At 63.6% G+C, this 22,229-nt stretch carries 22 protein-coding genes; 12 read left to right on the top strand and 10 right to left on the bottom strand.

The features are described from left to right. Window positions 1-295, bottom strand: a 295-nt coding sequence (locus BLR92_RS17975) for a helix-turn-helix domain-containing protein (protein WP_139171616.1), incomplete at its 3' end; no start/stop codon positions are given. 113 nt (window positions 296-408) lie between these two features. Next, on the bottom strand, window positions 409-3,162 hold the full coding sequence (acnA, locus tag BLR92_RS17970; protein WP_089730655.1) for an aconitate hydratase AcnA: 2,754 nt from the start codon (window positions 3,160-3,162) through the stop codon (window positions 409-411). A 261-nt stretch (window positions 3,163-3,423) separates the two neighbouring features. Here acnA and BLR92_RS17965 point away from each other — a divergent pair, with 261 nt between their 5' ends. The 3 genes from BLR92_RS17965 to trxB all read left to right on the top strand — a co-directional run bounded on the left by BLR92_RS17965 (window position 3,424) and on the right by trxB (window position 5,524). Continuing rightward, on the top strand, window positions 3,424-3,633 hold the full coding sequence (locus BLR92_RS17965; RefSeq protein WP_089730654.1) for a zinc ribbon domain-containing protein: 210 nt from the start codon (window positions 3,424-3,426) through the stop codon (window positions 3,631-3,633). A gap of 148 nt (window positions 3,634-3,781) precedes the next feature. Next, on the top strand, window positions 3,782-4,384 hold the full coding sequence (locus BLR92_RS17960) for a peroxiredoxin (protein ID WP_089730653.1): 603 nt from the start codon (window positions 3,782-3,784) through the stop codon (window positions 4,382-4,384). Window positions 4,385-4,570: 186 nt separating this feature from the next. Then, window positions 4,571-5,524 (top strand): thioredoxin-disulfide reductase, encoded by a 954-nt coding sequence (trxB, locus tag BLR92_RS17955; protein WP_089730652.1) that lies wholly within the window; start codon window positions 4,571-4,573, stop codon window positions 5,522-5,524. 124 nt (window positions 5,525-5,648) lie between these two features. On the opposite strand, the gene BLR92_RS17950 is transcribed toward trxB, so the two are convergent. After that, the gene (locus BLR92_RS17950; RefSeq protein WP_245704264.1) at window positions 5,649-5,894 is read right to left on the bottom strand and encodes a SlyX family protein; all 246 of its coding nucleotides are present in this window, start codon (window positions 5,892-5,894) and stop codon (window positions 5,649-5,651) included. 121 nt (window positions 5,895-6,015) lie between these two features. Here BLR92_RS17950 and BLR92_RS20100 point away from each other — a divergent pair, with 121 nt between their 5' ends. Further along, window positions 6,016-6,453, top strand: a complete 438-nt coding sequence (locus tag BLR92_RS20100; RefSeq protein ID WP_089730650.1) for a cold-shock protein — start codon at window positions 6,016-6,018, stop codon at window positions 6,451-6,453. A 187-nt stretch (window positions 6,454-6,640) separates the two neighbouring features. Here the strand turns inward: BLR92_RS20100 and BLR92_RS17940 are convergent, their stop codons facing one another. The 7 genes from BLR92_RS17940 to map all read right to left on the bottom strand — a co-directional run bounded on the left by BLR92_RS17940 (window position 6,641) and on the right by map (window position 14,508). Next, window positions 6,641-7,027 (bottom strand): hypothetical protein, encoded by a 387-nt coding sequence (locus BLR92_RS17940; RefSeq protein ID WP_089730649.1) that lies wholly within the window; start codon window positions 7,025-7,027, stop codon window positions 6,641-6,643. An 8-nt stretch (window positions 7,028-7,035) separates the two neighbouring features. Further along, a complete protein-coding gene (gene dapE / locus BLR92_RS17935; protein WP_089730648.1) occupies window positions 7,036-8,199 on the bottom strand; it encodes a succinyl-diaminopimelate desuccinylase in 1,164 nt (387 codons plus the stop codon). A 52-nt stretch (window positions 8,200-8,251) separates the two neighbouring features. Further along, window positions 8,252-9,277, bottom strand: a complete 1,026-nt coding sequence (gene dapD / locus BLR92_RS17930; protein ID WP_089730647.1) for a 2,3,4,5-tetrahydropyridine-2,6-dicarboxylate N-succinyltransferase — start codon at window positions 9,275-9,277, stop codon at window positions 8,252-8,254. Between the two features lie 42 nt (window positions 9,278-9,319). Beyond that, window positions 9,320-9,670, bottom strand: coding sequence for an ArsC family reductase (locus tag BLR92_RS17925; RefSeq protein WP_089730646.1), 351 nt, complete (start codon window positions 9,668-9,670; stop codon window positions 9,320-9,322). Window positions 9,671-9,721: 51 nt separating this feature from the next. Continuing rightward, window positions 9,722-10,936 (bottom strand): succinyldiaminopimelate transaminase, encoded by a 1,215-nt coding sequence (dapC, locus tag BLR92_RS17920; protein WP_089730645.1) that lies wholly within the window; start codon window positions 10,934-10,936, stop codon window positions 9,722-9,724. Window positions 10,937-11,039: 103 nt separating this feature from the next. Next, entirely contained in the window at window positions 11,040-13,715 is a 2,676-nt protein-coding gene (locus BLR92_RS17915) for a [protein-PII] uridylyltransferase (protein WP_089730644.1), read from the bottom strand. Between the two features lies 1 nt (window position 13,716). Then, window positions 13,717-14,508, bottom strand: coding sequence for a type I methionyl aminopeptidase (gene map / locus BLR92_RS17910; protein WP_089730643.1), 792 nt, complete (start codon window positions 14,506-14,508; stop codon window positions 13,717-13,719). Window positions 14,509-14,810: 302 nt separating this feature from the next. Between map and rpsB the strand changes: the two genes are divergently transcribed. From rpsB to rseP, 8 genes are all read left to right on the top strand, one after another. Further along, window positions 14,811-15,542 (top strand): 30S ribosomal protein S2, encoded by a 732-nt coding sequence (gene rpsB, locus BLR92_RS17905; RefSeq protein ID WP_089730642.1) that lies wholly within the window; start codon window positions 14,811-14,813, stop codon window positions 15,540-15,542. 122 nt (window positions 15,543-15,664) lie between these two features. After that, window positions 15,665-16,534, top strand: coding sequence for a translation elongation factor Ts (tsf, locus tag BLR92_RS17900; RefSeq protein WP_089730641.1), 870 nt, complete (start codon window positions 15,665-15,667; stop codon window positions 16,532-16,534). A gap of 109 nt (window positions 16,535-16,643) precedes the next feature. Next, a complete protein-coding gene (pyrH, locus tag BLR92_RS17895; RefSeq protein ID WP_089730640.1) occupies window positions 16,644-17,405 on the top strand; it encodes a UMP kinase in 762 nt (253 codons plus the stop codon). 4 nt (window positions 17,406-17,409) lie between these two features. After that, a complete protein-coding gene (gene frr, locus BLR92_RS17890; protein ID WP_089730639.1) occupies window positions 17,410-17,967 on the top strand; it encodes a ribosome recycling factor in 558 nt (185 codons plus the stop codon). A 66-nt stretch (window positions 17,968-18,033) separates the two neighbouring features. Next, window positions 18,034-18,777, top strand: coding sequence for a polyprenyl diphosphate synthase (gene uppS / locus BLR92_RS17885; RefSeq protein WP_089730638.1), 744 nt, complete (start codon window positions 18,034-18,036; stop codon window positions 18,775-18,777). Then, complete coding sequence (locus BLR92_RS17880; protein WP_089730637.1) at window positions 18,770-19,567, top strand: phosphatidate cytidylyltransferase; 798 nt, start codon at window positions 18,770-18,772, stop codon at window positions 19,565-19,567. Before uppS ends, BLR92_RS17880 begins: the two co-directional genes overlap by 8 nt. A gap of 10 nt (window positions 19,568-19,577) precedes the next feature. Further along, window positions 19,578-20,777 carry a 1-deoxy-D-xylulose-5-phosphate reductoisomerase gene (gene ispC / locus BLR92_RS17875; protein WP_089730636.1) on the top strand — a complete coding sequence of 400 codons (1,200 nt, stop codon included), beginning with the start codon at window positions 19,578-19,580 and terminating at the stop codon, window positions 20,775-20,777. Window positions 20,778-20,795: 18 nt separating this feature from the next. After that, window positions 20,796-22,148, top strand: a complete 1,353-nt coding sequence (gene rseP / locus BLR92_RS17870) for a sigma E protease regulator RseP (protein ID WP_089730635.1) — start codon at window positions 20,796-20,798, stop codon at window positions 22,146-22,148. Window positions 22,149-22,229 lie beyond the last annotated feature (81 nt).

Here is a 22,229-nt window from a genome sequence, read left to right as displayed (position 1 = left end):
GCTCCCATCTGCCAATAGCGCGGCGCTCACGGATATCGAACAGGGCCGCAGTCTGACGATGTGACAAGCCATCTCGCCACATCCTCTCAAGTACTGCCAGCTTGAAAGCCGCACTGCGGTGTGTGTATTTCTTGCGCAGCCCCGTCACGCCATGCTGCCGGTAGTTGTCCAACCATTGCCGTACGGTGGACGCATCCAGGCAGTGCTGACGTGCCACTTCCCTTAAGCTGGTCTCCTCACGTAAACACTGCTGCACCACCCGCAGCTTGAACCACTCGTCGTACCGATTGCTCATAGAAACACCCCGAAGGTTGGATTGGGTGTCCAACTTTCGGGGTGCAGTTCATAACCGGCGAGGGTGTTTTCATTGGGTATACGACTTCATCTTGCGACCCGAAGCCCGAAGCGTCACTTCAACATATTGCGCAGTACGAATTGCAGGATGCCGCCGTGGCGGTAGTAGTCCATCTCGTTGACGGTATCGATGCGGCATTTGGCCTCGAGGGTCTGCTCGCCCTTGTCGGTCTTGATCGTCACCTTGACGTTGCCGCCCGGCTCGAGATCGCCCAGGCCTTCGATGGAGAAACTTTCGTCGCCGGTCAGCTTCAGCGACTTGCGATCCTCGCCCTCGGCAAACTGCAGCGGCAGCACGCCCATGCCGATCAGGTTGGAGCGGTGAATGCGCTCGTAGGATTCCGCGATCACTGCGCGCACGCCGAGTAGCAGGGTGCCCTTGGCCGCCCAGTCGCGTGATGAACCGGTGCCGTATTCCTTACCGGCCACCACGACCAGCGGCGTCTCGTCTTCGGCGTATTTCATCGCCGCATCGTAGATCGCCATCTGCTCGCCGGAAACCACGTGGCGCGTGTAGCCACCCTCGACGTCATCGAGCATCTCGTTGCGGATGCGCACGTTGGCGAAGGTGCCACGCATCATCACTTCGTGGTTGCCACGCCGCGAGCCGTAGGAGTTGAAATCCTTGGGCTCGACGCCGTGTTCCTGCAGATAGCGCCCGGCGGGGCTATCGGGCTTGATCGCGCCGGCCGGCGAAATATGATCGGTGGTCACCGAATCGCCGAGCATGGCCAGCACCCGCGCTTCCTCGATATCCTCGATCGGCTTGGGCTCCTTGCCCATGCCTTCGAAGAACGGCGGGTGCTGGATATAGGTGGAGTCCTTCGACCAGGCATAGACCTTGCTTTCCGGTACCTTGATCGACTGCCAGGTTTGGTCGCCATCGAAGACTTCGGCGTATTCCTTGCGGAACATCTCGGTCTTGACCTTTTCCACGGCCTCGGCGATTTCCGCCTGCGACGGCCAGATGTCTTTCAGGAAGACCGGTTTACCATCCTTGCCCTTGCCCAACGGCTCCGTGGATAGATCGACGCGTACGTTGCCGGCCAATGCATAGGCGACCACCAGCGGCGGCGAGGCCAGCCAGTTGGTCCTGACCAGTGGATGCACGCGGCCCTCGAAGTTGCGATTGCCCGACAGCACCGAGGCGACGGTCAGGTCGCCGGCATCGATGGCCTTCTCGATTGCCTCGGGCAGCGGGCCGGAGTTACCAATGCAGGTGGTGCAGCCATAGCCGACCAGGTTGAAGCCGAGCCGGTCGAGGTCGTCCTGCACGCCGCCGGCGGCCAGGTACTCGGTGACCACCTTGGAACCGGGCGCCAGCGACGTCTTGACCCAAGGCTTGGTAACCAGCCCCTTGTCCAGCGCCTTGCGCGCCAGCAGGCCGGCGGCCATCATCACGCTGGGGTTGGAGGTGTTGGTACACGAGGTGATCGCGGCGATCACTACCGCGCCGGGGTTGAGCTTGAAGGTTTCGCCGTCGATCTCGCAGGTCTGGCTGGCGTCGTGCTCGTAGTGGCCGTGGCTGTAGTGGATTTCGGCGTCCGCTACCGACTGCCCGCCTTCGGACTGCCACTTGCCCTGTTCGGTGTCGTCGGCGTCCGGGGCATCGTCGTCCATCAGCTTCTCGAACGTGGCTTTCATGTCCGAGAGCGCGACACGATCCTGCGGCCGCTTGGGACCGGCCAGGCTGGCTTCGACGTCGACCATATCGAGTTGCAGGGTGGCGGTGTAAATCGGTTCGTGGCCGGGTTCGCGCCACAGGCCCTGGGCCTTGGCGTAGGCTTCGACCAAGGCGATCTGCGCATCGTCGCGACCGGTCAGGCGCAGGTAATCCAGCGTCTGCTCGTCGACTGGGAAGAAACCGCAGGTCGCGCCGTATTCCGGGGCCATGTTGGCGATGGTGGCGCGGTCGGCGACCGGCATGTCCTTGAGGCCATCGCCGTAGAATTCGACGAACTTCCCGACCACGCCTTTCTGGCGCAGCATCTGGGTGACGGTCAGCACCAGGTCGGTGGCGGTGATGCCTTCACGCAGCTTGCCGGTGATCTTGAAGCCGACCACCTCGGGGATCAGCATCGATACCGGCTGACCGAGCATCGCGGCCTCGGCTTCGATGCCGCCGACGCCCCAGCCGAGGATGCCCAGGCCATTGATCATGGTGGTGTGCGAGTCGGTGCCGACCAGCGTATCGGGGTAGGCGAAGGTCTTGTCGCCCTCGTCCTTGGTCCACACCGTCCTGCCCAGGTATTCGAGATTGACCTGGTGGCAGATCCCGGTGCCCGGCGGCACCACGCGGAAGTTGTCGAAGGCCTGCTGGCCCCAGCGCAGGAACTCGTAGCGCTCGCCATTACGCTCCATCTCGATGGCAACGTTGTCCTTGAATGCCGAGGCGTCGCCGAAATGGTCGACCATCACCGAGTGGTCGATGACCAGATCGACGGGAGAGAGCGGGTTGATGCGCGCCGGATCGTCGCCCAAACGCTCCACGGCGTCGCGCATCGAGGCCAGATCGACCACCCCGGGAACGCCAGTGAAGTCCTGCATCAGCACGCGCGCCGGACGGTAACCGATCTCGCGGGTGGAGCGGGCGTCCTTCTGCCAGTCGACCAGCGCCTGCATGTCGTCGCCGGAGACGCTCTCGTCATCGGCGAAACGCAGCTGGTTCTCGAGCAATACCTTGAGCGTGAAGGGTAGACGCGCAATATCGCCCAGCGCCTCGGCGGCCTTGGGCAGACTGTAGTAATGGTAGGTGGACCCTCCGGCCTCGAGGGTGCTCAGGGTATGCGGCGTTGCGTCGGCGCTCATGGGATCTCCTCGTTATACCGTCGGCGGATCGCATCCCACCCATCTAGCCCAGGGCGGACCGCCAGATACTTATCACATGGTCATGATAGGTAGAGAATGCAAGCGCCTGCCAGCTAGATGCGCTGAATGCCGAGTCTCGGCTACGCTTTTGGGAGTTCGCCAACATCGGCTTGGTGGAAATACGTTGGTGATTACTTGAAAGCGCATTCAGGCGGCCCCAGATCGTGTTCGGCATGCCGCTGAATGCCAGTGGAGCCTGTCATGCATGAGGAAATGCTAAATTCATTGGCGGTGAGCTGCCCCTATTGCGGCACCGAGTTCGATCTGCTGATCGACACCAGCCAGGAAAGCCACATCACCTGGGAAGATTGCCCGCGCTGTTGTGCCCCCATCCAGATCAGCGTCGCGGTGTCGCCGCACACCGGCGAACTGGAGCAGGTTACGCTGGGGCGTGACGACGATGTGGTATGAAGCGCCGTAACGGCGTTCACGGCTTGGTCGATAGGCTGGTCCTATATCATTTATTAGCGCAATCAAATTGCCAAATCAGGGTGCTTGGATTTACCCTCGCATCTTCCATTCACCCATAGTCAACACACCCGATCCCAAGGAGATTTGCATGAGCGTACTGGTTGGACGTCAAGCACCGGATTTCGAAGCTGCGGCGGTCCTCGGCGATGGCTCTATCGTCGAGAACTTCAAGCTGTCCGACAGCAACGGCAAGCTACGCGTGCTGTTTTTCTGGCCGCTGGACTTCACCTTCGTTTGCCCGTCCGAGATCATCGCCCACGACAATCGTCTGGCGCAGTTCAAGGAACTCGGCGTCGAGGTGATCGGTGCTTCCATCGACTCCCAGTTTACCCATCACGCCTGGCGCAAGACCTCACCGGATGCCGGCGGCATCGGTGAAGTCGGCTTCCCGATCATTGCCGACGTCAAGCACGAAGTGACCCAGGCCTACGGTATCGAGCATCCGGAAGCCGGCGTCGCACTGCGGGCCTCCTTCCTGATCGACGAGAACGGCGTGGTACAGCACCAGACCGTCAACAACCTGCCGCTGGGCCGCAACGTCGACGAGATGCTGCGCATGGTCAAGGCTCTCAAGCATCACCAGCAGCACGGCGAAGTCTGCCCGGCCGGCTGGGACGAAGGCAAGGAAGGCATGAAGGACACCGCGGAAGGCGTCGCCAAGTATCTGGGCGAGCACTCCACCGCGCTGTAAGGTCTCTGCCTTTCGCGATTGACCGGGGCGGCCTGCGGGTCGCCCTTTTACCGCGATTCGCGGCCTGGGTTCGCCGTTTTCGTCGAGCCCAGCCCACGGATTGCTGTACAGCCAGCCATAACGCGTTCGATCCCTCGGCACGCAAGCCGCCGATGTATCCGTAGCGCATCGTGAATAGAGGTCTCCATGAGCGAAGTTCGCCACGAACGCCTGATCATCCTGGGTTCCGGCCCGGCCGGCTACAGTGCCGCCGTGTACGCGGCGCGGGCCAATCTGAAGCCGCTGCTGATTACCGGCATGCAGGCGGGTGGTCAACTGACCACCACCACCGATGTGGATAACTGGCCGGGCGACGATGCCGGCGTGCAGGGGCCGGAGCTGATGGAGCGCATGCGCAAGCATGCCGAGCGTTTCGATACCGAAGTGCTGTTCGATCATATCCACGAGGTGGAGCTGCGCCAGCAGCCCTACACCTTGAAGGGCGATAACGGTACCTATACCTGCGATGCGCTGATCATTGCTACCGGCGCCAGCGCCCGCTATCTGGGTCTAGCCTCCGAGCAACGCTTCATGGGCCAGGGGGTTTCGGCCTGCGCCACCTGCGACGGCTTCTTCTATCGCAATCAGGAAGTCGTCGTCGTCGGTGGCGGCAATACCGCTGTGGAAGAGGCGCTGTACCTGTCCAACATCGCCTCCAAGGTGACCCTGGTGCATCGCCGCGACAGCTTGCGCGCCGAGAAGATATTGCAGGACAGGCTGTTCGAGAAGGTCGATAACGGCAATATGGCCGTGTTGTGGAACCATATCCTCGACGAGGTGCTGGGTGACGACAGTGGCGTTACCGGTGTGCGGCTGCGCTCGGTCGAAGACGGCGGTACCCAGGAACTGTCGGTGCCCGGGGTATTCATCGCCATCGGCCATACGCCCAATACCGGCATCTTCGAGGGCCAACTGGACATGGCCGATGGCTACATCAAGGTCAAATCCGGCCTCGATGGCAACGCCACGGCGACCAATCGCCCCGGCGTATTCGCCGCCGGCGACGTCATGGATCACGTCTACCGCCAGGCGATCACCTCCGCCGGCAGCGGCTGCATGGCGGCACTGGATGCCGAGCGCTATCTGGACGACCTGGCTTGAGGCCAAGAGCCTCAACCAAAGCGGGAAGCCGGGGAGGAGGGGCAGGGCAGATGTCTGTGTTTTTCTTCCAGGCGCGTAGCGCCGTACTTCCAGCTTCCAGCCGCGAAGCGGCGCTCTTCCCGCTTCAGTAGTGCGGCGGCACTTCATCTTCGAGGCGGTAATCGTCGTCGTCCAGCCCCTGTAGCGTCTGCTGCTGATCGCGCAGGCGGCGTTGCATCAGTTCGCTTAGCCGTTCGAGTTGGGTCAGCCGCTGTTCCTGGCTGGCCACGGCTCGGTCGAGCGTATCCAGCCAGTGCTCCTGATAAGCCAAACGACTCTCCAGCGCCTCGAATCGCCGTTCCAGGCGGACGAGCGTGTCGTCATTGGCCATGCTAGAATCGTTGCGCTGCGTGTTGCCGTTCATCGCGACACCTTCATCGAGTCTTCGCCCGCATGCGCGTGAGGCGCCTGCCGGGTTGTTTTTGTCACCACAACAAGAGAAACCGAGGTCCATGAATCGTAAGGTCTTATTCCGTTGTAGCCTGATCAGTCTCCTGCTTGCCGCTCCTGCCCCCTTGTTGATTGGCCTGTTCGTGTCGTTGGCCGGTAGCGCGTCGCTCGAACAAACGGCGCCGGTTTATCTGGCCACCGCGCTGGCGGTCTTCATCATTTTGCTGATTGCGACACTGGCAGTGAATGCCTTTACCCCGCAACTCGCCAACCTGGCGGAGGTCGAAAACGACGATCGCGAGATCGGCGAGGTCAAGTGGTTCAACGTCAACAAGGGTTATGGCTTCATCACCCGAGACAGCGGTGAAGACGTCTTCGTGCATTTTCGCGCCATTCGCGGCAAGGGCCACCGTACCCTCGCCGAGGGCCAGAAGGTGCGTTATTACACCATCCACAATGAGCGGGGGCTACAGGCCGATGACGTCACCGTCATTACTTGAAACTGCCTGCGCTCGACCATGCTTTGTTGAAAGGGCACCTCAAGTTGCTCATTTACTTAAAGTAAACTCGGATGCGAGCCCAGTCCGACTTTCGATGCCCTTTCGCCTCGCCTGATCTTCGCTCGACAAGTTTCTTCGTAGCCTCAGCGCCCCGTCGGGATACCCCGACGGGGTGTTTCATTGTGGGCTAGTGCCCCGAATCGGGCCACACGATGGCGCCTTCGCTGCCGTCGGGGCAGACCTGCCAGAAGCGGTCCGGATCATCGCCGGGTTGCCAGCCGCCCAGCGAACAGCGCACCTCGCAACCGAGCGCGCGGGCGACATCGCGGGCGCAGTCGGTATCGCGCGGCCACGGCGTGGCGGCGCTGTCGAACCACAGGCTGGCGAAACCGTCGGCGGCATTCTCGACCAGCAGGATCGGGATATCGACGCCATCGCGCCGGCCATTGCCGCGCCACTTGCGCTTGCCGGCCGGCTTCAGCGGCGCGGCGTCCAACGTTTGCCCCAGCCAGGCATCGAGACGCTCGATAGCGGCGTTGGCCAGGTAGACCTCGATATCGGGATAGCGCTCCATGGCGGGCCTCAGGTAAACAGCCGTTTGATGATCGTCTCGTAGACGCGGCTCAGGGTATCGAGATCGGCGGCGCGCACGCGCTCGTTGACCTTGTGGATGGTCGCGTTGAGCGGTCCCAGTTCCACGACCTGGCTGCCCAGCGTGGCGATGAAGCGCCCATCCGAGGTGCCGCCGGTGGTGGCGAGCCGCGGCCGTTGACCGATGACCTCTTCAACGCCGGCCACGGTGGCATCGACCAATTCGCCTTCGGCGGTCAGGAAGGGTTCGCCGTTGAGCGTCCAGTCGAGACGGTAATCGAGGCCATGGGCATCGAGGATCGTTTCGGTGCGCTGGCGTAGTTGCTCGTGGGTCACCTCGGTGGAGTAACGGAAGTTGAAGACCACTTCCAGGTCGCCGGGAATCACGTTGCTGGCGCCCTGGCCGGCGCGCACGTTGGATATCTGAAAACTGGTGGCGGGGAAGAACTCGTTGCCCGCGTCCCAGTGTTCGCGGCACAGCGCATCGAGTGCCGGCGCGGCCTCGTGAATGGGGTTGCGCGCCAGGTGCGGGTAGGCGACGTGGCCCTGCACGCCATGCACGTGCAGCACCGCGCCCAGCGAGCCGCGTCGGCCATTCTTGATGATGTCACCCAGGCGCGCGGTGGAAGACGGCTCGCCAACCAGGCAGTAGTCGAGGCGCTCGTGGGTCTCGCGCAGGTGCTCGACCACCGCGCGGGTGCCGTCCATCGCCGGGCCTTCCTCGTCGGAGGTGATCAGAAAGGCGAGTTTGCCATCATGCTCGGGGTGCTCGGCGACGAAGCGCTCGACGGCGGTAAGCATCGCCGCCAGGCTGCCTTTCATGTCGGCGGCGCCACGCCCGCACAGTTCGCCATCCGCATTGATGAGCGGCTCGAAGGGCGGGCTATCCCATTGGCCTTCGGGGCCGCTGGGCACCACATCGGTATGTCCGGCGAAGGCCAGCACCGGCCCGCGATGGCCACGTACCGCCCAGAAGTTATCCACATCGCCGTAGGGCAGGCGTGTCACGCTGAAACCGATGCGCTCCAGGCGCTCGATCATCAGCGCCTGACAGCCAGCATCGTCGGGAGTGACCGACGGTCGGCGCATCAACTCGATGGCAAGCTCGAGTGTCGGTGAAAGCGTTGGCGAAAGCTCGGCGGTATCAGGCGGCATGGATCGTCTCGAAGGGTGAGGAAAAGGCGCTCGCAATGGCGAGCGCCAGCTATCAATTGTGCGCGTGCAACGCTTCGTTGAGGGCGATGGCGCTCTTGTTGGTCAGGCATTCGATGCGTCCGTTGACCGAGTTGCGGCGCAACAGCAGGTCGTTTTGCCCGGCCAGGTCGCGCGCGGCCACGGTTTTGACTTCCTGGCCGTGATCGTCGAGCACCACGACCTTGGCGCCGGCAGTAATGTACAGTCCGGCCTCTACGGTGCAGCGATCGCCGAGCGGAATGCCGATACCGGCATTGGCGCCGATCAGGCAGTTTTCGCCGACCGCGATGACGATGCCGCCACCGCCGGACAGCGTGCCCATGGTCGAACAGCCGCCGCCAAGATCCGAGCCCTTGCCGACCACCACGCCGGCGGAAATGCGCCCTTCGATCATGTTCGGGCCTTCGCTGCCGGCATTGAAGTTGACGAAGCCCTCGTGCATCACCGTGGTGCCTTCGCCGAGATGGGCGCCCAGGCGAACCCGTGAAGTATCGCCGATGCGCACGCCCTTGGGCACCACGTAGTCGGTCATCTTGGGGAACTTGTCGACGCAGTCCACCGACAGCGGGCGACCTTCCAGACGCGCCCTGAGGCGCCGTGCCGGCAACTCCTCGACGTCGATCGGTCCTTCGCTGGTCCAGGCGACGTTGCGCAGCACGCCGAACATGCCGGAAAGATCGACGCCGTGCGGCTTGACCAGCCGGTGCGACAGCAGGTGCAGCTTGAGATAGACCTCCGGCACGCTGGCCGGCGGCTGGTCGCTCTCGAGGAAGGTGGCGACCAGCGGCCGCTGGCTGGCGGCGAGCGCTTCGGCCAGTTCGGCCTGCTCGGGGTTGCCGGCCTTCTTCAATGCCTGGGCCAGCGCGGCGCAGTGTTCGGGCAGGAAACTGACGGTGGCATTGCCGGCGGGCGCGTCGAGCACCTGACGGGCGGCGTCGACCAGCGCGGCAGCGGGTTCGAACAGTGGCGCCGGGTAGTAGGTATCCAGCCAATCGCCTTGGCTGTTCTGATTGCCGATTCCGAGAGCGAAGCTCAGCATGGGAATTCTCCTGAAAAATGATCGAAAAGGGTCGGATGATGTTCAGTCGGTCAGTGATGCGTATTCACTACCCTTGAAGCCGACGATCAGCCGCTCTCCGCTATCGAGCAGCGGACGCTTGAGCAGCGTCGGCTGGGCGAGCATCAGTTCGCGGGCGCTTGCGGCATCCTGTTTGGCCGCCTGTTGAGCGGCGGCGTCGAGCGCTCGCCAGGTCGTGCTGCGGGTATTGAGCAACGCCTGTAGGCCGGCCTGGTCGATGAAGCGATCCAAGCGCTCGCCATCCAGGCCATCTTCGCGCAGGTCGTGATAGCGATAGGCCGTGCCCTGGGCATCGAGTGCCTTGCGCGCCTTGCGACAAGTATCGCAGGTCTTGATGCCATATAGCGTGATCATCGGGTGCTGGGCTCTCCATGGCTTGGCATAGTGTGTGAACCGCGCCGTGTCTTAATAGCGTCGCTCGATGAAACGGCGAATGCGCGTTGCGGCCTCGACGGTGGCCTCGAGTTCGGCAACCAGCGCCAGGCGCACGCGTCCGGCGCCCGGATTGTGAGTCGTGCCGCCACTCTCGCCACCGCGCGACATGTAGCGGCCGGGCAGTACGGTGACATGCTGTTCGGCGAATAGCTCGCGAGCGAAGGCTTCGTCGTCGCCATCGGGAACCGCCGGCCACAGGTAGAAGCTGGCTTCGGGCGGCGCGAAATCCATCACCGGGGCGAGGATATCGCCGACCGCGGCGAACTTCTCGCGATAGGCGGCGCGATTGGCCAGCACGTGAGCCTCGTCGCGCCAGGCGATGATCGAGGCCTGCTGGATTTGCAGCCCCATGGCGCAGCCGTGATAGGTGCGATAGCGCTTGAATGGCGTAATCAGCGCTGCGTCACCGGCGACGAAGCCCGAGCGCAGGCCGGGCAGATTGGAGCGCTTGGACAGCGAATGGAAGACGATGCAACGCCGGTAATCGTCACGCCCCAGCGCGGCGCAGGCTTCGAGCAGGCCGGGCGGTGGCGCGGCCTCGTCGAGATACAGCTCGGAGTAGCACTCGTCCGAGGCGACGATGAAGTCGAACTCGTCGGCCAGCTCGATCAAGCGCTGGAAGTCGGCCAGCGGCGTCACCGCGCCGGTGGGATTGCCCGGCGAGCAGACGAAGACGATCTGCACGTCGCGCCACGCATCGGCTGGCACCGCCTCGATATCCGGCCGGAAGCCCTGCTCGGCGCGGCAATCGAGATACAATGGCTGGCCGCCAGCGAGCAGGGTGGCGCCCTCGTAGATCTGATAGAACGGATTGGGCACGGCGACCCGGGCCGGGCGCGAGCGGTCCAGCGTGGCCTGAACGAAGGCGAAGATCGCCTCGCGGGTGCCGTTGACCGGCAGTACGTGGCGCTCGGGGTCGAGGCTCTGGGCGCCGAGGCTGAAGCGCCGCGTCGCCCAGTCGGCAATCGCGGTACGCAGTTCCGGCAGACCAGTGGTGGTCGGATAACGTGCGACGTCGCCCTCGTGGCGGCGCAGGCTGTAGAGCACCTCCGCCGGCGGGCTATGTTTCGGCTCGCCGATCGACAGCGCAATGTGGGCCAGTTCGGCGGGTGGCATCGCACCAGCCATCAGCGCGGCGAGCTTCTCGAAGGGGTAGGGCTTGAGGGCGTCGAGATCGGGGTTCATCGGCGTTCCAGCGGTGTCCGCCTAGGGCGAATCGTTATCATGGTGAGCGCAAGAACCGTGGCCAGCGCCAAACCCACGATTATAGGGAAGCCGCCGGGGTGGCTCAAACGCTGAGCACTTCGCACAGCCGTTCGCGCAGTTGCGATTGGCGCGTGACATCGGTCAGCGGCGCACCGTTCTTGTCGGTAATGAAGAACACGTCCTCGACGCGCTCGCCCAGGGTGGCGATCTTGGCCGCCGACAGGGCGATGTCCTGCTCCATGAAGATGCGACCCACACGGGCCAGCAGGCCGGGGCGGTCGGGGGCGATCAGCTCGAGCACGGTGCGCTCGTTGGCCGGATCCTGTTCGATCAGCACCTGGGTGGGTACGCGGAAGTGCTTGAGCTGGCGTGGCGTGTGGCGGCTGACGATCCACGGGTAGTCGTCGGGGTCGTCGAGTTCCTCTACCAGGTGGCGTCGGATGCGCTCGAGGCGGCCCGGATCGCGAATCGGCTCGTCGTCGTCATCGAGCACGATGAAGGTGTTGAGCGTCCAGTCGTTGCTCGAGGTGGCGATGCGCGCATCGTGGATCGACAGGTCCATCTGGTCCATGGCCGCCGCGCTGGCGGCGAACAGGTCGTCCACCGAGCGGGTATGAATGAACACCTTGGTGCCGCCTTCGCTGGTGTCCGCGGCCGGGGCGCTGATCAGCACCAGCGGTAGCTGGGAACCACCGTGGGCGAGAATGCCCTGGGTCTGCCAGACGATTTCACTGGGCGCGTATTGCACGAAGTAGTCGTCGCCGAGGGTGTCCCACAATCGCTCGACGCGTGCGACATCGGCACCCACCGTGCGCAGCAGGGCCAGCGCCTCGGCGCGGGTCTCGTTGACCCAGTCGTCACGATCGATGGGGTTTTCCAGGCCACGACGCAGTGCGCGCTTGGTCTCGCCATGCAACTGGCGCAGCAGTGCGGCGCGCCAGCCGTTCCATAGCGAGGGATTGGTGGCGTTGATGTCGGCCACGGTGAGCACGTAGAGATAGTCGAGGTGCACCTCGTCGCGCATCTGCGCGGCGAATTCGCGGATCACGTCGGGGTCGGAGATATCGCGCTTCTGGGCGGTCTTCGACATCAGCAGATGGTACTCGACCAACCACACGACCAGCCGCGTATCGCGCGGTGACAGGCCGTGACGCTCGCAGAACTCGGCGGCGTCGCGGGCGCCGAGCAGCGAATGGTTGCCGCCTCGGCCCTTGCCGATATCGTGATAGAGCCCGGCGATCCACAAAAGCTCCAGCTTGGGCAATTGCTGAATCAGGGCGGCGGCGACGGGGAATTCCTCGCGGCTCTCGGGACCACGGAAATGCTGAATGAACTTCAACAGGCGCAGGGTGTGGGCGTCGACGGTATAGATATGGAACAGGTCGTGCTGCATCAGCCCCACCGCCTGGCCGAATTCGGGCAGGTACTTGCCGAGCACGCCGTAGCGGTTCATGCGCCGTAGCTGGCGGGCGACGTTGCCGCCGCAGCGCAGCAGTTCCATGAACAGGCTCTGATGGCGCAAGTCGTCGCGAAAGGCGTCGTCGATCTGGTGGCGGTGATCGCGAATCAGGCGAATGGTCTCGGCGCGCACGCCCTCGATCTCGGGGTGCTGGGCCATCAGCAGGAACAGTTCGAGCAGCGCGGCGGGGCGGCGCTGGAAGACGCGCGTGTCGCGGGCCTGGATGTAGCCACCCTTGATTTCGAAGCGGGCGTTGAGCGGGCGTGTCTCGAGTACTTCGTCGGCGCGCAGGATCATCTCGTCGAAGTGCTGCAGCAGCATGTCGTTGAGCCCCGCCAGGGCGGTGACATGGCGATAGTAACGCTTCATGAACTGCTCGACGGCGAGGCGCTCGGGGGTGTCGCGAAAGCCGAACAACTCGGCGATGGCGCGCTGGTGATCGAACAGCAGGCGATCCTCGGCGCGCCCGGTGAGCATGTGCAGGGCGTAGCGCACCTGCCACAAAAACGCCTGGCCCTGACTGAGAATCAGCAGCTCGGGGTCGTTCATGAAGCCTTGCGCGACCACGTCCTCGTAGCGCAGCGGGCCGAAATGGCGCTTGGCCACCCAGCCGATCATCTGAATGTCGCGCAACCCGCCCGGCGAGCTCTTGATGTTGGGTTCGAGATGGTATTCGGAGTTGTTGTGCTTGTAGTGGCGGGCGATCTGCTCCTGCCATTTGGCCTCGAAGAAGCGATCCGACGGCCACATGCGCTGGCTCGACAGACGCTCGCGCATGGCCTTGCGCAGCGCTTCCGGGCCCGCCAGGGTGCGCGTCTCGATCAGGTTGGTGATCACCGTGACATCGGCTCTGGCCTCGCGCTCGCAGTCGGCCAGCGAACGCACGCTGTGACCGATCTCCAGGCCGATATCCCACAAGAAGGTGATAAAGGCGGTCAGCGGTTCGCGATAGGGCGTGTCGTCGTCGTGTTCGAGCAGCAGCAGCAGGTCGATATCCGAATGTGGGTGCAGCTCGCCACGCCCATAACCGCCGACGGCAAGCAGGGCGACGCCAGCGTCGGGCCAGGCATGGCGCGACCAGGCGGCTTCGAGCAATCGGTCCAGGCACCAGGCGCGGCCGTGGACCAGGTCGCGGATGTCGGCGCCGCCATGAAAGCGCGCATCGAGGCGCTGCTGAATATCGCTCAGTGCCTGCTTGAACAGCGCAATCGGCGCGTGGCTGCTGGCAAGTTCGTCGCTAAAGGCCTCGGCATCGAACAGTGTGGCGTCGGGCGCGAAACGATAATGGTGCAGGAGCATGTCAGGCGTCGAGGAAGGATAGGTCTTCCTCGCCACGCGCGGTCAACACCTCGACCCCCGTGGCAGTGACCAGCAGGGTGTGTTCCCACTGCGCGGAGAGGCTCTTGTCGCGGGTCACCGCGGTCCAGCCGTCGCGCAGCACCTTGGTGCGATAACCGCCGGCGTTGATCATCGGCTCGATGGTGAAACACATGCCTTCGGCGAGTTGGATATCGGCTTCGGGGGCGTAGCCATCGTAATGCAGCACCTGCGGGTCCTCGTGGAACACCGCGCCGATGCCGTGACCGCAGAAATCGCGCACCACCGAGTAGCCGTTGGCTTCGGCGTGACGCTGGATGACCTTGGCCAGGGTGGACAGCCGGGCGCCGGGGCGTACCTCGGCCATGCTCCGGTACAGGCACTCCTGGGTGATCCGGCACAGCCGCTCGCCCTGGATGCTCTCGCCGATGATGAACATCTTGCTGGCGTCGCCATGATAGCCGTCGGCGGTCTTGACGGTGACATCGATATTCATGATATCGCCGTTCTTCAGCTTCTTGCCGGCGTCGGGAATGCCGTGGCACACCACGTGGTTGATCGAGGTGCAGATCGACTTGGGAAAGCCATGATAGTTGAGCGGCGCGGGCACCGAGCCCAGCTCGTCGACGATGAATTCATGACACAGCCGGTCTAGTTCGCCGGTGCTGACACCCGCCTGGACGTGGGGAGTGATCATGTCGAACACGGCGGCGGCCTGACGACCGGCTTCGCGCATCTTGTCGATCTCGAGGGGCGTTTTGATGGGAACGTTCATGAAGTCTCGATTATGGGAATGGCGAGCCGGCCAGCAGCGCGGGCATGGAGCGGAAGAACCGCGACGGTCGGCTTCATCTTGGCACCATTATATGGTATAAAGCCGCGCGCTTTCCTGCAATCCGCACGCTGCGTCGTGGCGTTCGGCAATCGCGGAAGGCGTCAATGAGCTTAACGCCTTGAAAACACACATGCACCGTCACATGGTCCCGGGTGCCGTCGACGATTCGCCTTTCGAGGTCGATCTCGCGGTCGGATCCATGGGGTGCGTGGAGGCCTAACCCGATGCACCAGGAGTTATCCATGGCACAAGTCAATATGCGTGACCTGCTGAAAGCAGGCGCCCACTTCGGTCACCAGACCAAGTACTGGAACCCGAAGATGAGCAAGTACATCTTCGGCGCCCGCAACAAGATTCACATCATCAACCTCGAGCACACCCTGCCGGCGCTGAACGACGCCATCGCGGTGGTCGAGAAGATGGCCGCTTCCAACAACAAGATCATGTTCGTCGGCACCAAGCGTTCCGCCAGCAAGATCATCAAGGAAGAAGCCAATCGCGTGGGTCAGCCGTTCGTCAACCATCGCTGGTTGGGCGGCATGCTGACCAACTACAAGACCATTCGCGTGTCGATCAAGCGTCTGCGCGAGCTCGAGTCGATGCACGAAGACGGCACCTTCGAGAAGCTGACCAAGAAAGAAGTCCTGATGGCGACCCGCGAGCAGGACAAGCTCGAGCGTAGCGTCGGTGGCATCAAGAACATGGGCGGCCTGCCGGACGCGCTGTTCGTGGTCGATGTCGATCATGAGCGTATCGCCATCAACGAAGCTAACAAGCTGGGTATTCCGGTGATTGGCGTGGTCGACACCAACTCCAATCCGGATGGCGTCGATTACGTCATTCCCGGCAACGACGACTCGATCCGCGCCATCCAGATATACGTGCAGGCCATCGCCAACGCTTGCGCCAAGGCGAAGGAAGGCCGCCCCGACGAGTTCGTCGAAGTGGCCGAGGGCAACGAAGTCGCCGAGTGATATCGTCGCGCCCGTCCTGATCGTCAATAAGGGGGCCTTGGCCCCCTTTGTCTCGCTAGCCGGGTACACAGGGCGGCGCATCTTTGCATAACCGACGTCGAAACATTCAGAGGTTTATTACCATGGCAGCTATCAGCGCATCTCTGGTCAAGGAACTGCGCGAGCGTACCGGGCTCGGCATGATGGAGTGCAAGAAGGCACTCACCGAAGCCGATGGCGATATCGACAGGGCCATCGAGGATCTACGCAAGAATTCCGGTCTCAAGGCCGCCAAGAAGGCCGGCCGTACCGCCGCCGAGGGCGCCGTCTTGACGCGTGTGGCCGACGATGGCAGCTACGGCGTGATGCTCGAGATCAATTCCGAGACCGATTTCGTCTCGCGTGACGACAACTTCAAGGGCTTCGCCGAGAAGGTGCTGGCCAAGGTCTTCGAGAGCAAATCCGAAGACGTCGCCGCGGTCATGGCCGATGGCATGGAAGAGACCCGCGAGCAGCTCGTGCAGAAGATCGGCGAGAACATTTCCGTGCGTCGCGCGGCAGTGATCGATGCACCGGCAGGTGGCGTGGTGGGCGAATACGTCCACGGCGGACGTATCGGCGTGCTGGTCCAGCTTACCGGCGGTAGCGCCGAAGTGGCCAAGGATGTCGCCATGCACGTCGCGGCGATCAACCCGGCCGTGGCGCGCCCCGGCGACATGCCGCAGGAACAGCTCGACAACGAGAAGGCGATCATCCTGGCGCAGCCGGACATGGCTGGCAAGCCGGAGCAGATCGCCGAAAAGATGGTCCAGGGGCGTCTCAAGAAGTACCTGGCCGAGAACAGCCTGACCGAGCAGCCCTTCGTCAAGGACCCCAACACCACCGTGGCCGATTACGTCAAGGCAGGCGGTGGCGAGGTGCTTGGTTTCACGCGTTTCGAGGTGGGCGAGGGCATCGAGAAGGAAGAAGTCGATTTTGCCAAGGAAGTCATGGAACAGGCTCGCCGTAGCTGAGGTCCTAGCTTCCGGTTAGCGAGATGGCGTGCGCGAGAGCGCACGCCATTGTGTATCCAGCCGGCGAACCTGCCGGCCACCCCATCCGCCGTCATCTGGAGATTCACGCATGCCTGTCACTCCCGAGCGTAATGACAAACCTCAAGAGCGCGGTGCAAAATCGAAGTACAAGCGCATTTTGCTCAAGCTGTCGGGCGAGGCGCTGATGGGCGACGGCGAATTCGGCATCGATCCCAAGGTGCTCGATCGCATGGCGCTGGAGATCGGCCAGTTGGTCGGCATTGGCGTTCAGGTGGGCATCGTCGTCGGCGGGGGCAACCTGTTTCGCGGTGCCGCTCTGCACGCGGCGGGCATGGATCGGGTGACCGGCGATCATATGGGCATGCTGGCCACGGTGATGAATGCCTTGGCCATGCGCGACGCCCTGGAGCGCTCGAACATTCGCTCGCGAGTGATGTCGGCGATTCCCATGAGTGGCGTGGTCGAGCATTATGACCGGCGTACCGGCATTCGTTACCTGACCTCCGGTGACGTGGTGATCTTTTCCGCCGGCACCGGCAATCCGTTCTTCACCACCGATTCTGCCGCCTGCCTGCGCGGTATCGAGATCGATGCCGATGTCGTGGTCAAGGCGACCAAGGTCGACGGTGTCTACGACAAGGACCCGGTGAAACATGCCGACGCCGTCAAGTACGATCACCTGGGTTATGACGAGGTTCTCGACCAGAAGTTGGGGGTGATGGATTTGACCGCCATCTGCCTGGTGCGGGACCATGCTATGCCGGTTCGCGTATTCGACATGACCAAGCCCGGCGCACTGCTGAACCTGGTCGTGGGCGGCAAGGAAGGCACGCTGATAGATAGAGGCTGAAACCGTGATCAACGATATCAAGAAAGACGCCGAAACACGTATGAAGAAGAGCCTGGATGCGCTGCAGGCCAACTTCCACAAGATCCGTACCGGGCGTGCCCACCCCAGCATCCTCGATGCGGTGAGCGTGGAATATTATGGCTCGCAGATGCCGCTCAACCAGGTCGCCAGCATCAACGTCGAAGACGCCCGCACGCTGGCCGTGGTGCCGTGGGAGAAGTCCATGGTGCCCAAGGTGGAGAAGGCGATCATGACCTCGGACCTGGGCCTCAACCCGGCCACGGCGGGCTCGGTGATTCGCGTGCCGATGCCGATGCTGACCGAGGAAACGCGCAAGAATTACACCAAGCAGGCGCGTGGCGAAGCCGAGAATGCGCGAGTGGCCGTGCGCAATGTGCGCCGCGATGCCAACAGCGACGTCAAGGCCTTGCTCAAGGAAAAGGAAATCAGCGAGGACGAGGAGCATGGTGCCGAGGAGGCGATTCAGAAGCTGACCGATAAGTATATCGCCGAGATCGACAAGCTGCTGGAAGCCAAGGAACATGACCTGATGCAGGTCTGAGGGTATTTTCCGGCGGTAGCGGGCGGCGGCGGCGTCGTCCGTAACCACTCCTCCACGCGAGACACCATGACGTCACCGCAGTCCCCCAAAGTGCCGCGTCACGTGGCCATCATCATGGACGGTAACAACCGTTGGGCCAGATCGCATGGTCTGTCCGGCGTGCGCGGCCATCGCGCGGGTGTCGAATCGGTGCGCGCGGTGATTCGTCGCGCCGCCGAACGCGGCGTCGAGACGCTGACCCTGTTCGCCTTCTCCAGCGAGAACTGGCAGCGCCCGGCGGGCGAGGTCAATGCGCTGATGGAGCTATTCCTGATGGCGCTCAAGCGCGAAGTCAAAAAGCTTCACCAGCACGACATTCGACTGACGATCATCGGCGAGCGCGAAGGCTTCTCGACGACGATTCAGCAGCACATCGCGCGCGCCGAGGAACTGACGCGCGCCAATCAGGGGCTGCATCTGATGATCGCCGCCAACTATGGCGGGCGCTGGGACATCGCCATGGCCGCGCGGCGTCTAGCGGCGCGGGTCGAGGCCGGCGAATTGACGCCGGAGGAGATCGACGAGCAGGCACTGGACGATGACATCGGCCAGGCCAGCGCCCCACCGGTCGATCTGTGTATTCGCACCAGCGGCGAACAGCGCATCTCCAATTTCCTGCTCTGGCAACTGACCTATTCCGAGCTGTATTTCTCGCCGTTGATGTGGCCCGATTTCGGTGCCGAGGCTTTCGATGAGGCGATCGACGACTTTTGCCAGCGTGAACGACGTTTCGGCCTGACTCGGGAACAGATCGAGGCCCACGGTGCTTAGACAGCGCGTGGTGACCGCCGCGATCCTGATCCCGCTGGTAGTGGCCGGTCTGTTCGGTCTGACGGGAAGCGCCTTTGCCCTGTTCACTGGCGCCGTGGTGCTGCTGAGCGCCTGGGAATGGGCCAATCTGGCCGGTTTCGAGCGTACCGCCGCGCGTCTGGGCTATGTGCTGACCCTGGCCGTGTTGATGGTGATCGGCTGGCTTAGTGGCGCCGCGCACGCGGCCTGGCCGCTGTGGTTGAGCGGCATCGGCTGGTTGGTCAATTTCTATTGGGTGGCGCGTTATCCCGAGTGTCGCGAACAATGGCATGCGCCGCCGATGCGGCTGGCGATGGGGTTGTGGGTGCTGTTGCCGTGCTGGGTGGGCTTCATCCAACTGCGCGCGAGCGGCATCGAATGGCTGCTGTATGTGCTGCTGCTGGTGTGGCTGGCCGACATCGGCGCCTATTTTGCCGGACGCCGCTTCGGGCGGCGCAAGCTGGCGCCGCGTGTCAGTCCGGGCAAGTCCTGGGAAGGCGTATACGGTGGCATGGTTGCGGTGGCGTTACTGGCGCTGGCTTTTTCCGGCTGGGCGGAACTGGTGGCGGTTGAATGGGTCTGGTTGATGTTGGCGACGCTGCTGGTCGCGCTGATATCGGTATTGGGCGATCTGTTCGAGAGCATGCTCAAGCGCCTGCGTGGCCTCAAGGATTCCGGCGATCTATTGCCGGGCCATGGCGGCGTGCTCGATCGCATCGACAGCTTGACCGCTGCGGTACCGATGTTCGCGCTGTTCAGGCTGTGGAGCTGAGGAGGCCGTGATGACCGACATTCCCACGCCACGCGGGCGCCAGACGGTGACGGTGCTCGGTGCGACCGGTTCCATCGGCACCAGCACGCTGGACGTGATCGCCCGCCATCCCGAGCGCTACCGGCTGCATGCGCTGACCGCCTCTACCCGGCGCGAGGCGCTGCGCGACCAGTGTCTGGTGCATCGCCCCGCCGTCGCAGTGCTGGCCGACGAGCGCGATGCCGCTTGGCTGCGCGACGAACTGGGCCGCGCCGGCGTCGCCACCGAGGTTGGTTCGGGCGAGGCGGCACTGGTCGAGGCGGCCGAAGCCAGCGAAGTGGATGTGGTCATGGCGGCCATCGTCGGTGCCGCCGGGCTGTTGCCGACACTGGCGGCGGTGTGCGCCGGCAAGCGCGTGTTGCTGGCCAACAAGGAGGCGCTGGTGATGTCCGGCGCGTTGTTCATGGAGGAAGTGGTGCGACACAAGAGCCTGTTGCTGCCCATCGACTCCGAGCATAACGCCATCTATCAATGCCTTCCCGCCGAGCATCGCGGCAGGCTGAACGACATCGGCGTGACCCAGTTGCTGTTGACCGCCTCGGGTGGCCCGTTTCGCGGCTGGCGCGCCGAGCAGTTGGCCGAGATCACCCCGGCCCAGGCCTGTGCGCATCCCAACTGGTCGATGGGCCGCAAGATTTCGGTGGATAGCGCTACGCTGATGAACAAGGGGCTCGAATTGATCGAAGCCTGCTGGTTGTTCGATGCGCGGCCGGAGCAGATTCAAGTGGTCGTGCACCCGCAGAGCGTGATTCACTCCATGGCGGCTTACAGCGATGGCTCGGTGATCGCCCAGTTGGGCAACCCTGACATGCGCACGCCGATCGCCTACGGCCTGGCCTGGCCCGAGCGTATCGACGCGGGTGTCGAATACCTCGACCTGTTCAGCGTCGCGCGTCTCGACTTCGAGGCGCCCGATGAGGCGGTATTTCCCTGCCTGCGATTGGCTCGCGAGGCGATGCACGCCGGTGGTACCGCGCCGGCATTGCTCAATGCCGCCAATGAGGTCGCCGTCGATGCGTTTCTCGACGGGCGCCTGGGTTTTGGCGATATTGCCCGCGTCGTTGAAGCGGTGCTCGACGCCTGTGATGTGCATCCCGCCAACGAGCTGGATGCGATTCTCCACGAAGACGCACGGGCGCGACGCGTCGCCATGCGGCAATTGACGCGCTGACGCCGGGAGGGGGTAGCGATGGATGTCATTCAGAACCTGCTGGCGGTCATCGTGGTGTTGGGCCTGTTGATCACCTTTCATGAATTCGGCCATTTCTGGGTGGCGCGTCGCTGTGGCGTCAAGGTGTTGCGTTTCTCGGTGGGTTTCGGCAAGCCGCTGTGGTCGCGTTTCGATCGGCATGGTACCGAGTTCGCAGTCGCCGCCATCCCGCTGGGTGGCTATGTCAAGATGCTCGATGAGCGCGAGGCGCCGGTGGCGCCCGAGGAGCAGCATCGCGCCTTCAACCGCCAGGGGGTCTGGTCGCGCATCGCGATCGTCGTCGCCGGGCCACTGGCCAACTTCCTGCTGGCGGTGTTTGGTTATTGGCTGCTGTTCGTCGTCGGCACCACCAGCGTGGCGCCGGTGATCGGCGAGGTGGCGCCGGGTTCGCCGGCGGCCCAGGCCGGTCTGTCGCGTGGCCAGGAGATCGTCGCGGTCCAGGGCGATCGCACCCCTACCTGGGAACAGATCAACCTCGAGCTGATTGCGGCCATCGGGCACAGCGGAGCCTTGAGCGTGACGGCGCGCGATGGTCAGGCGGGTGCGCCGCGCGACTTTCAGGTCCCGGTGGCGGACTGGCTGGTACGCCAGGACCCACCGCAACCGCTTGCGACGCTGGGGGTGACGCCGTGGCGCCCGGAAATACCGGCGACGCTGGGACGGGTGCTCGAGGGCGAAGTCGCTGCGCGGGCGGGTCTCGAGCCCGGCGATCATGTCGTGGCGGTCAATGGCCGGCCGCTGACCGACTGGATGGCCTTCGTCGGGCTGGTGCGTGGCAGTCCCGGCGAGCCGTTGACGCTGCGCATCGAGCGCGATGGCGAGATGCGTGAAGTGACCCTGACCCCGGCGAGTCGCGAGGAGAATGGCGCGACCATCGGCTATATCGGCGCCGGGGCCGAGCCGGTGAGCTGGCCAGAGGAGTACCGTCGCGAGATCCATTATGGGCCGCTGGCGGCGCTGGGACAGTCGCTGTCGCGCACCGCGGAAATGACCGTGCTGACACTGGATTCGATCCGCAAGATGCTGACCGGCCTGATTTCGCCCTCCAATCTGTCGGGGCCGATCACCATCGCCCGGATCGCCGGCGACACGGCGCGCAGCGGGCTGGAGAGCTTCATCAGCTTCATGGCCTATTTGTCGATCAGTCTCGGCGTACTCAATCTGCTGCCGATTCCGGTACTCGACGGTGGCCATCTGGCTTACTACCTGATCGAAGCCATACGCGGGCGCCCGGTTTCCGCAACGGCGCAGGCCGTGGGGTTGCGTATCGGCATGGCGCTGGTCGGCACATTGATGCTGATGGCGCTGTATTTCGACCTGATGCGCTTGTAGCGGTCCGTCGCGACGGACTCGGCAAGCGCATCCCATAACGGCGCCATCGGCGCCTCTCGTCCCGAGGCGATGCACTGACAG

This window comes from Modicisalibacter muralis (genome assembly GCF_900102945.1).
Taxonomy (GTDB): domain Bacteria; phylum Pseudomonadota; class Gammaproteobacteria; order Pseudomonadales; family Halomonadaceae; genus Modicisalibacter; species Modicisalibacter muralis.
This window is presented reverse-complemented; position numbering and strand designations above follow the sequence as displayed.

Bases quoted from the DNA above. Each gene is read 5' to 3' on its own strand.
- acnA (WP_089730655.1), bottom strand. From the start codon at position 3,162: ATGAGCGCCGACGCAACGCCGCATACCCTGAGCACCCTCGAGGCCGGA.
- BLR92_RS17965 (WP_089730654.1), top strand. From the start codon at position 3,424: ATGCATGAGGAAATGCTAAATTCATTGGCGGTGAGCTGCCCCTATTGC.
- BLR92_RS17960 (WP_089730653.1), top strand. From the start codon at position 3,782: ATGAGCGTACTGGTTGGACGTCAAGCACCGGATTTCGAAGCTGCGGCG.
- trxB (WP_089730652.1), top strand. From the start codon at position 4,571: ATGAGCGAAGTTCGCCACGAACGCCTGATCATCCTGGGTTCCGGCCCG.
- BLR92_RS17950 (WP_245704264.1), bottom strand. From the start codon at position 5,894: ATGGCCAATGACGACACGCTCGTCCGCCTGGAACGGCGATTCGAGGCG.
- BLR92_RS20100 (WP_089730650.1), top strand. From the start codon at position 6,016: ATGAATCGTAAGGTCTTATTCCGTTGTAGCCTGATCAGTCTCCTGCTT.
- BLR92_RS17940 (WP_089730649.1), bottom strand. From the start codon at position 7,027: ATGGAGCGCTATCCCGATATCGAGGTCTACCTGGCCAACGCCGCTATC.
- dapE (WP_089730648.1), bottom strand. From the start codon at position 8,199: ATGCCGCCTGATACCGCCGAGCTTTCGCCAACGCTTTCACCGACACTC.
- dapD (WP_089730647.1), bottom strand. From the start codon at position 9,277: ATGCTGAGCTTCGCTCTCGGAATCGGCAATCAGAACAGCCAAGGCGAT.
- BLR92_RS17925 (WP_089730646.1), bottom strand. From the start codon at position 9,670: ATGATCACGCTATATGGCATCAAGACCTGCGATACTTGTCGCAAGGCG.
- dapC (WP_089730645.1), bottom strand. From the start codon at position 10,936: ATGAACCCCGATCTCGACGCCCTCAAGCCCTACCCCTTCGAGAAGCTC.
- BLR92_RS17915 (WP_089730644.1), bottom strand. From the start codon at position 13,715: ATGCTCCTGCACCATTATCGTTTCGCGCCCGACGCCACACTGTTCGAT.
- map (WP_089730643.1), bottom strand. From the start codon at position 14,508: ATGAACGTTCCCATCAAAACGCCCCTCGAGATCGACAAGATGCGCGAA.
- rpsB (WP_089730642.1), top strand. From the start codon at position 14,811: ATGGCACAAGTCAATATGCGTGACCTGCTGAAAGCAGGCGCCCACTTC.
- tsf (WP_089730641.1), top strand. From the start codon at position 15,665: ATGGCAGCTATCAGCGCATCTCTGGTCAAGGAACTGCGCGAGCGTACC.
- pyrH (WP_089730640.1), top strand. From the start codon at position 16,644: ATGCCTGTCACTCCCGAGCGTAATGACAAACCTCAAGAGCGCGGTGCA.
- uppS (WP_089730638.1), top strand. From the start codon at position 18,034: ATGACGTCACCGCAGTCCCCCAAAGTGCCGCGTCACGTGGCCATCATC.
- ispC (WP_089730636.1), top strand. From the start codon at position 19,578: ATGACCGACATTCCCACGCCACGCGGGCGCCAGACGGTGACGGTGCTC.
- rseP (WP_089730635.1), top strand. From the start codon at position 20,796: ATGGATGTCATTCAGAACCTGCTGGCGGTCATCGTGGTGTTGGGCCTG.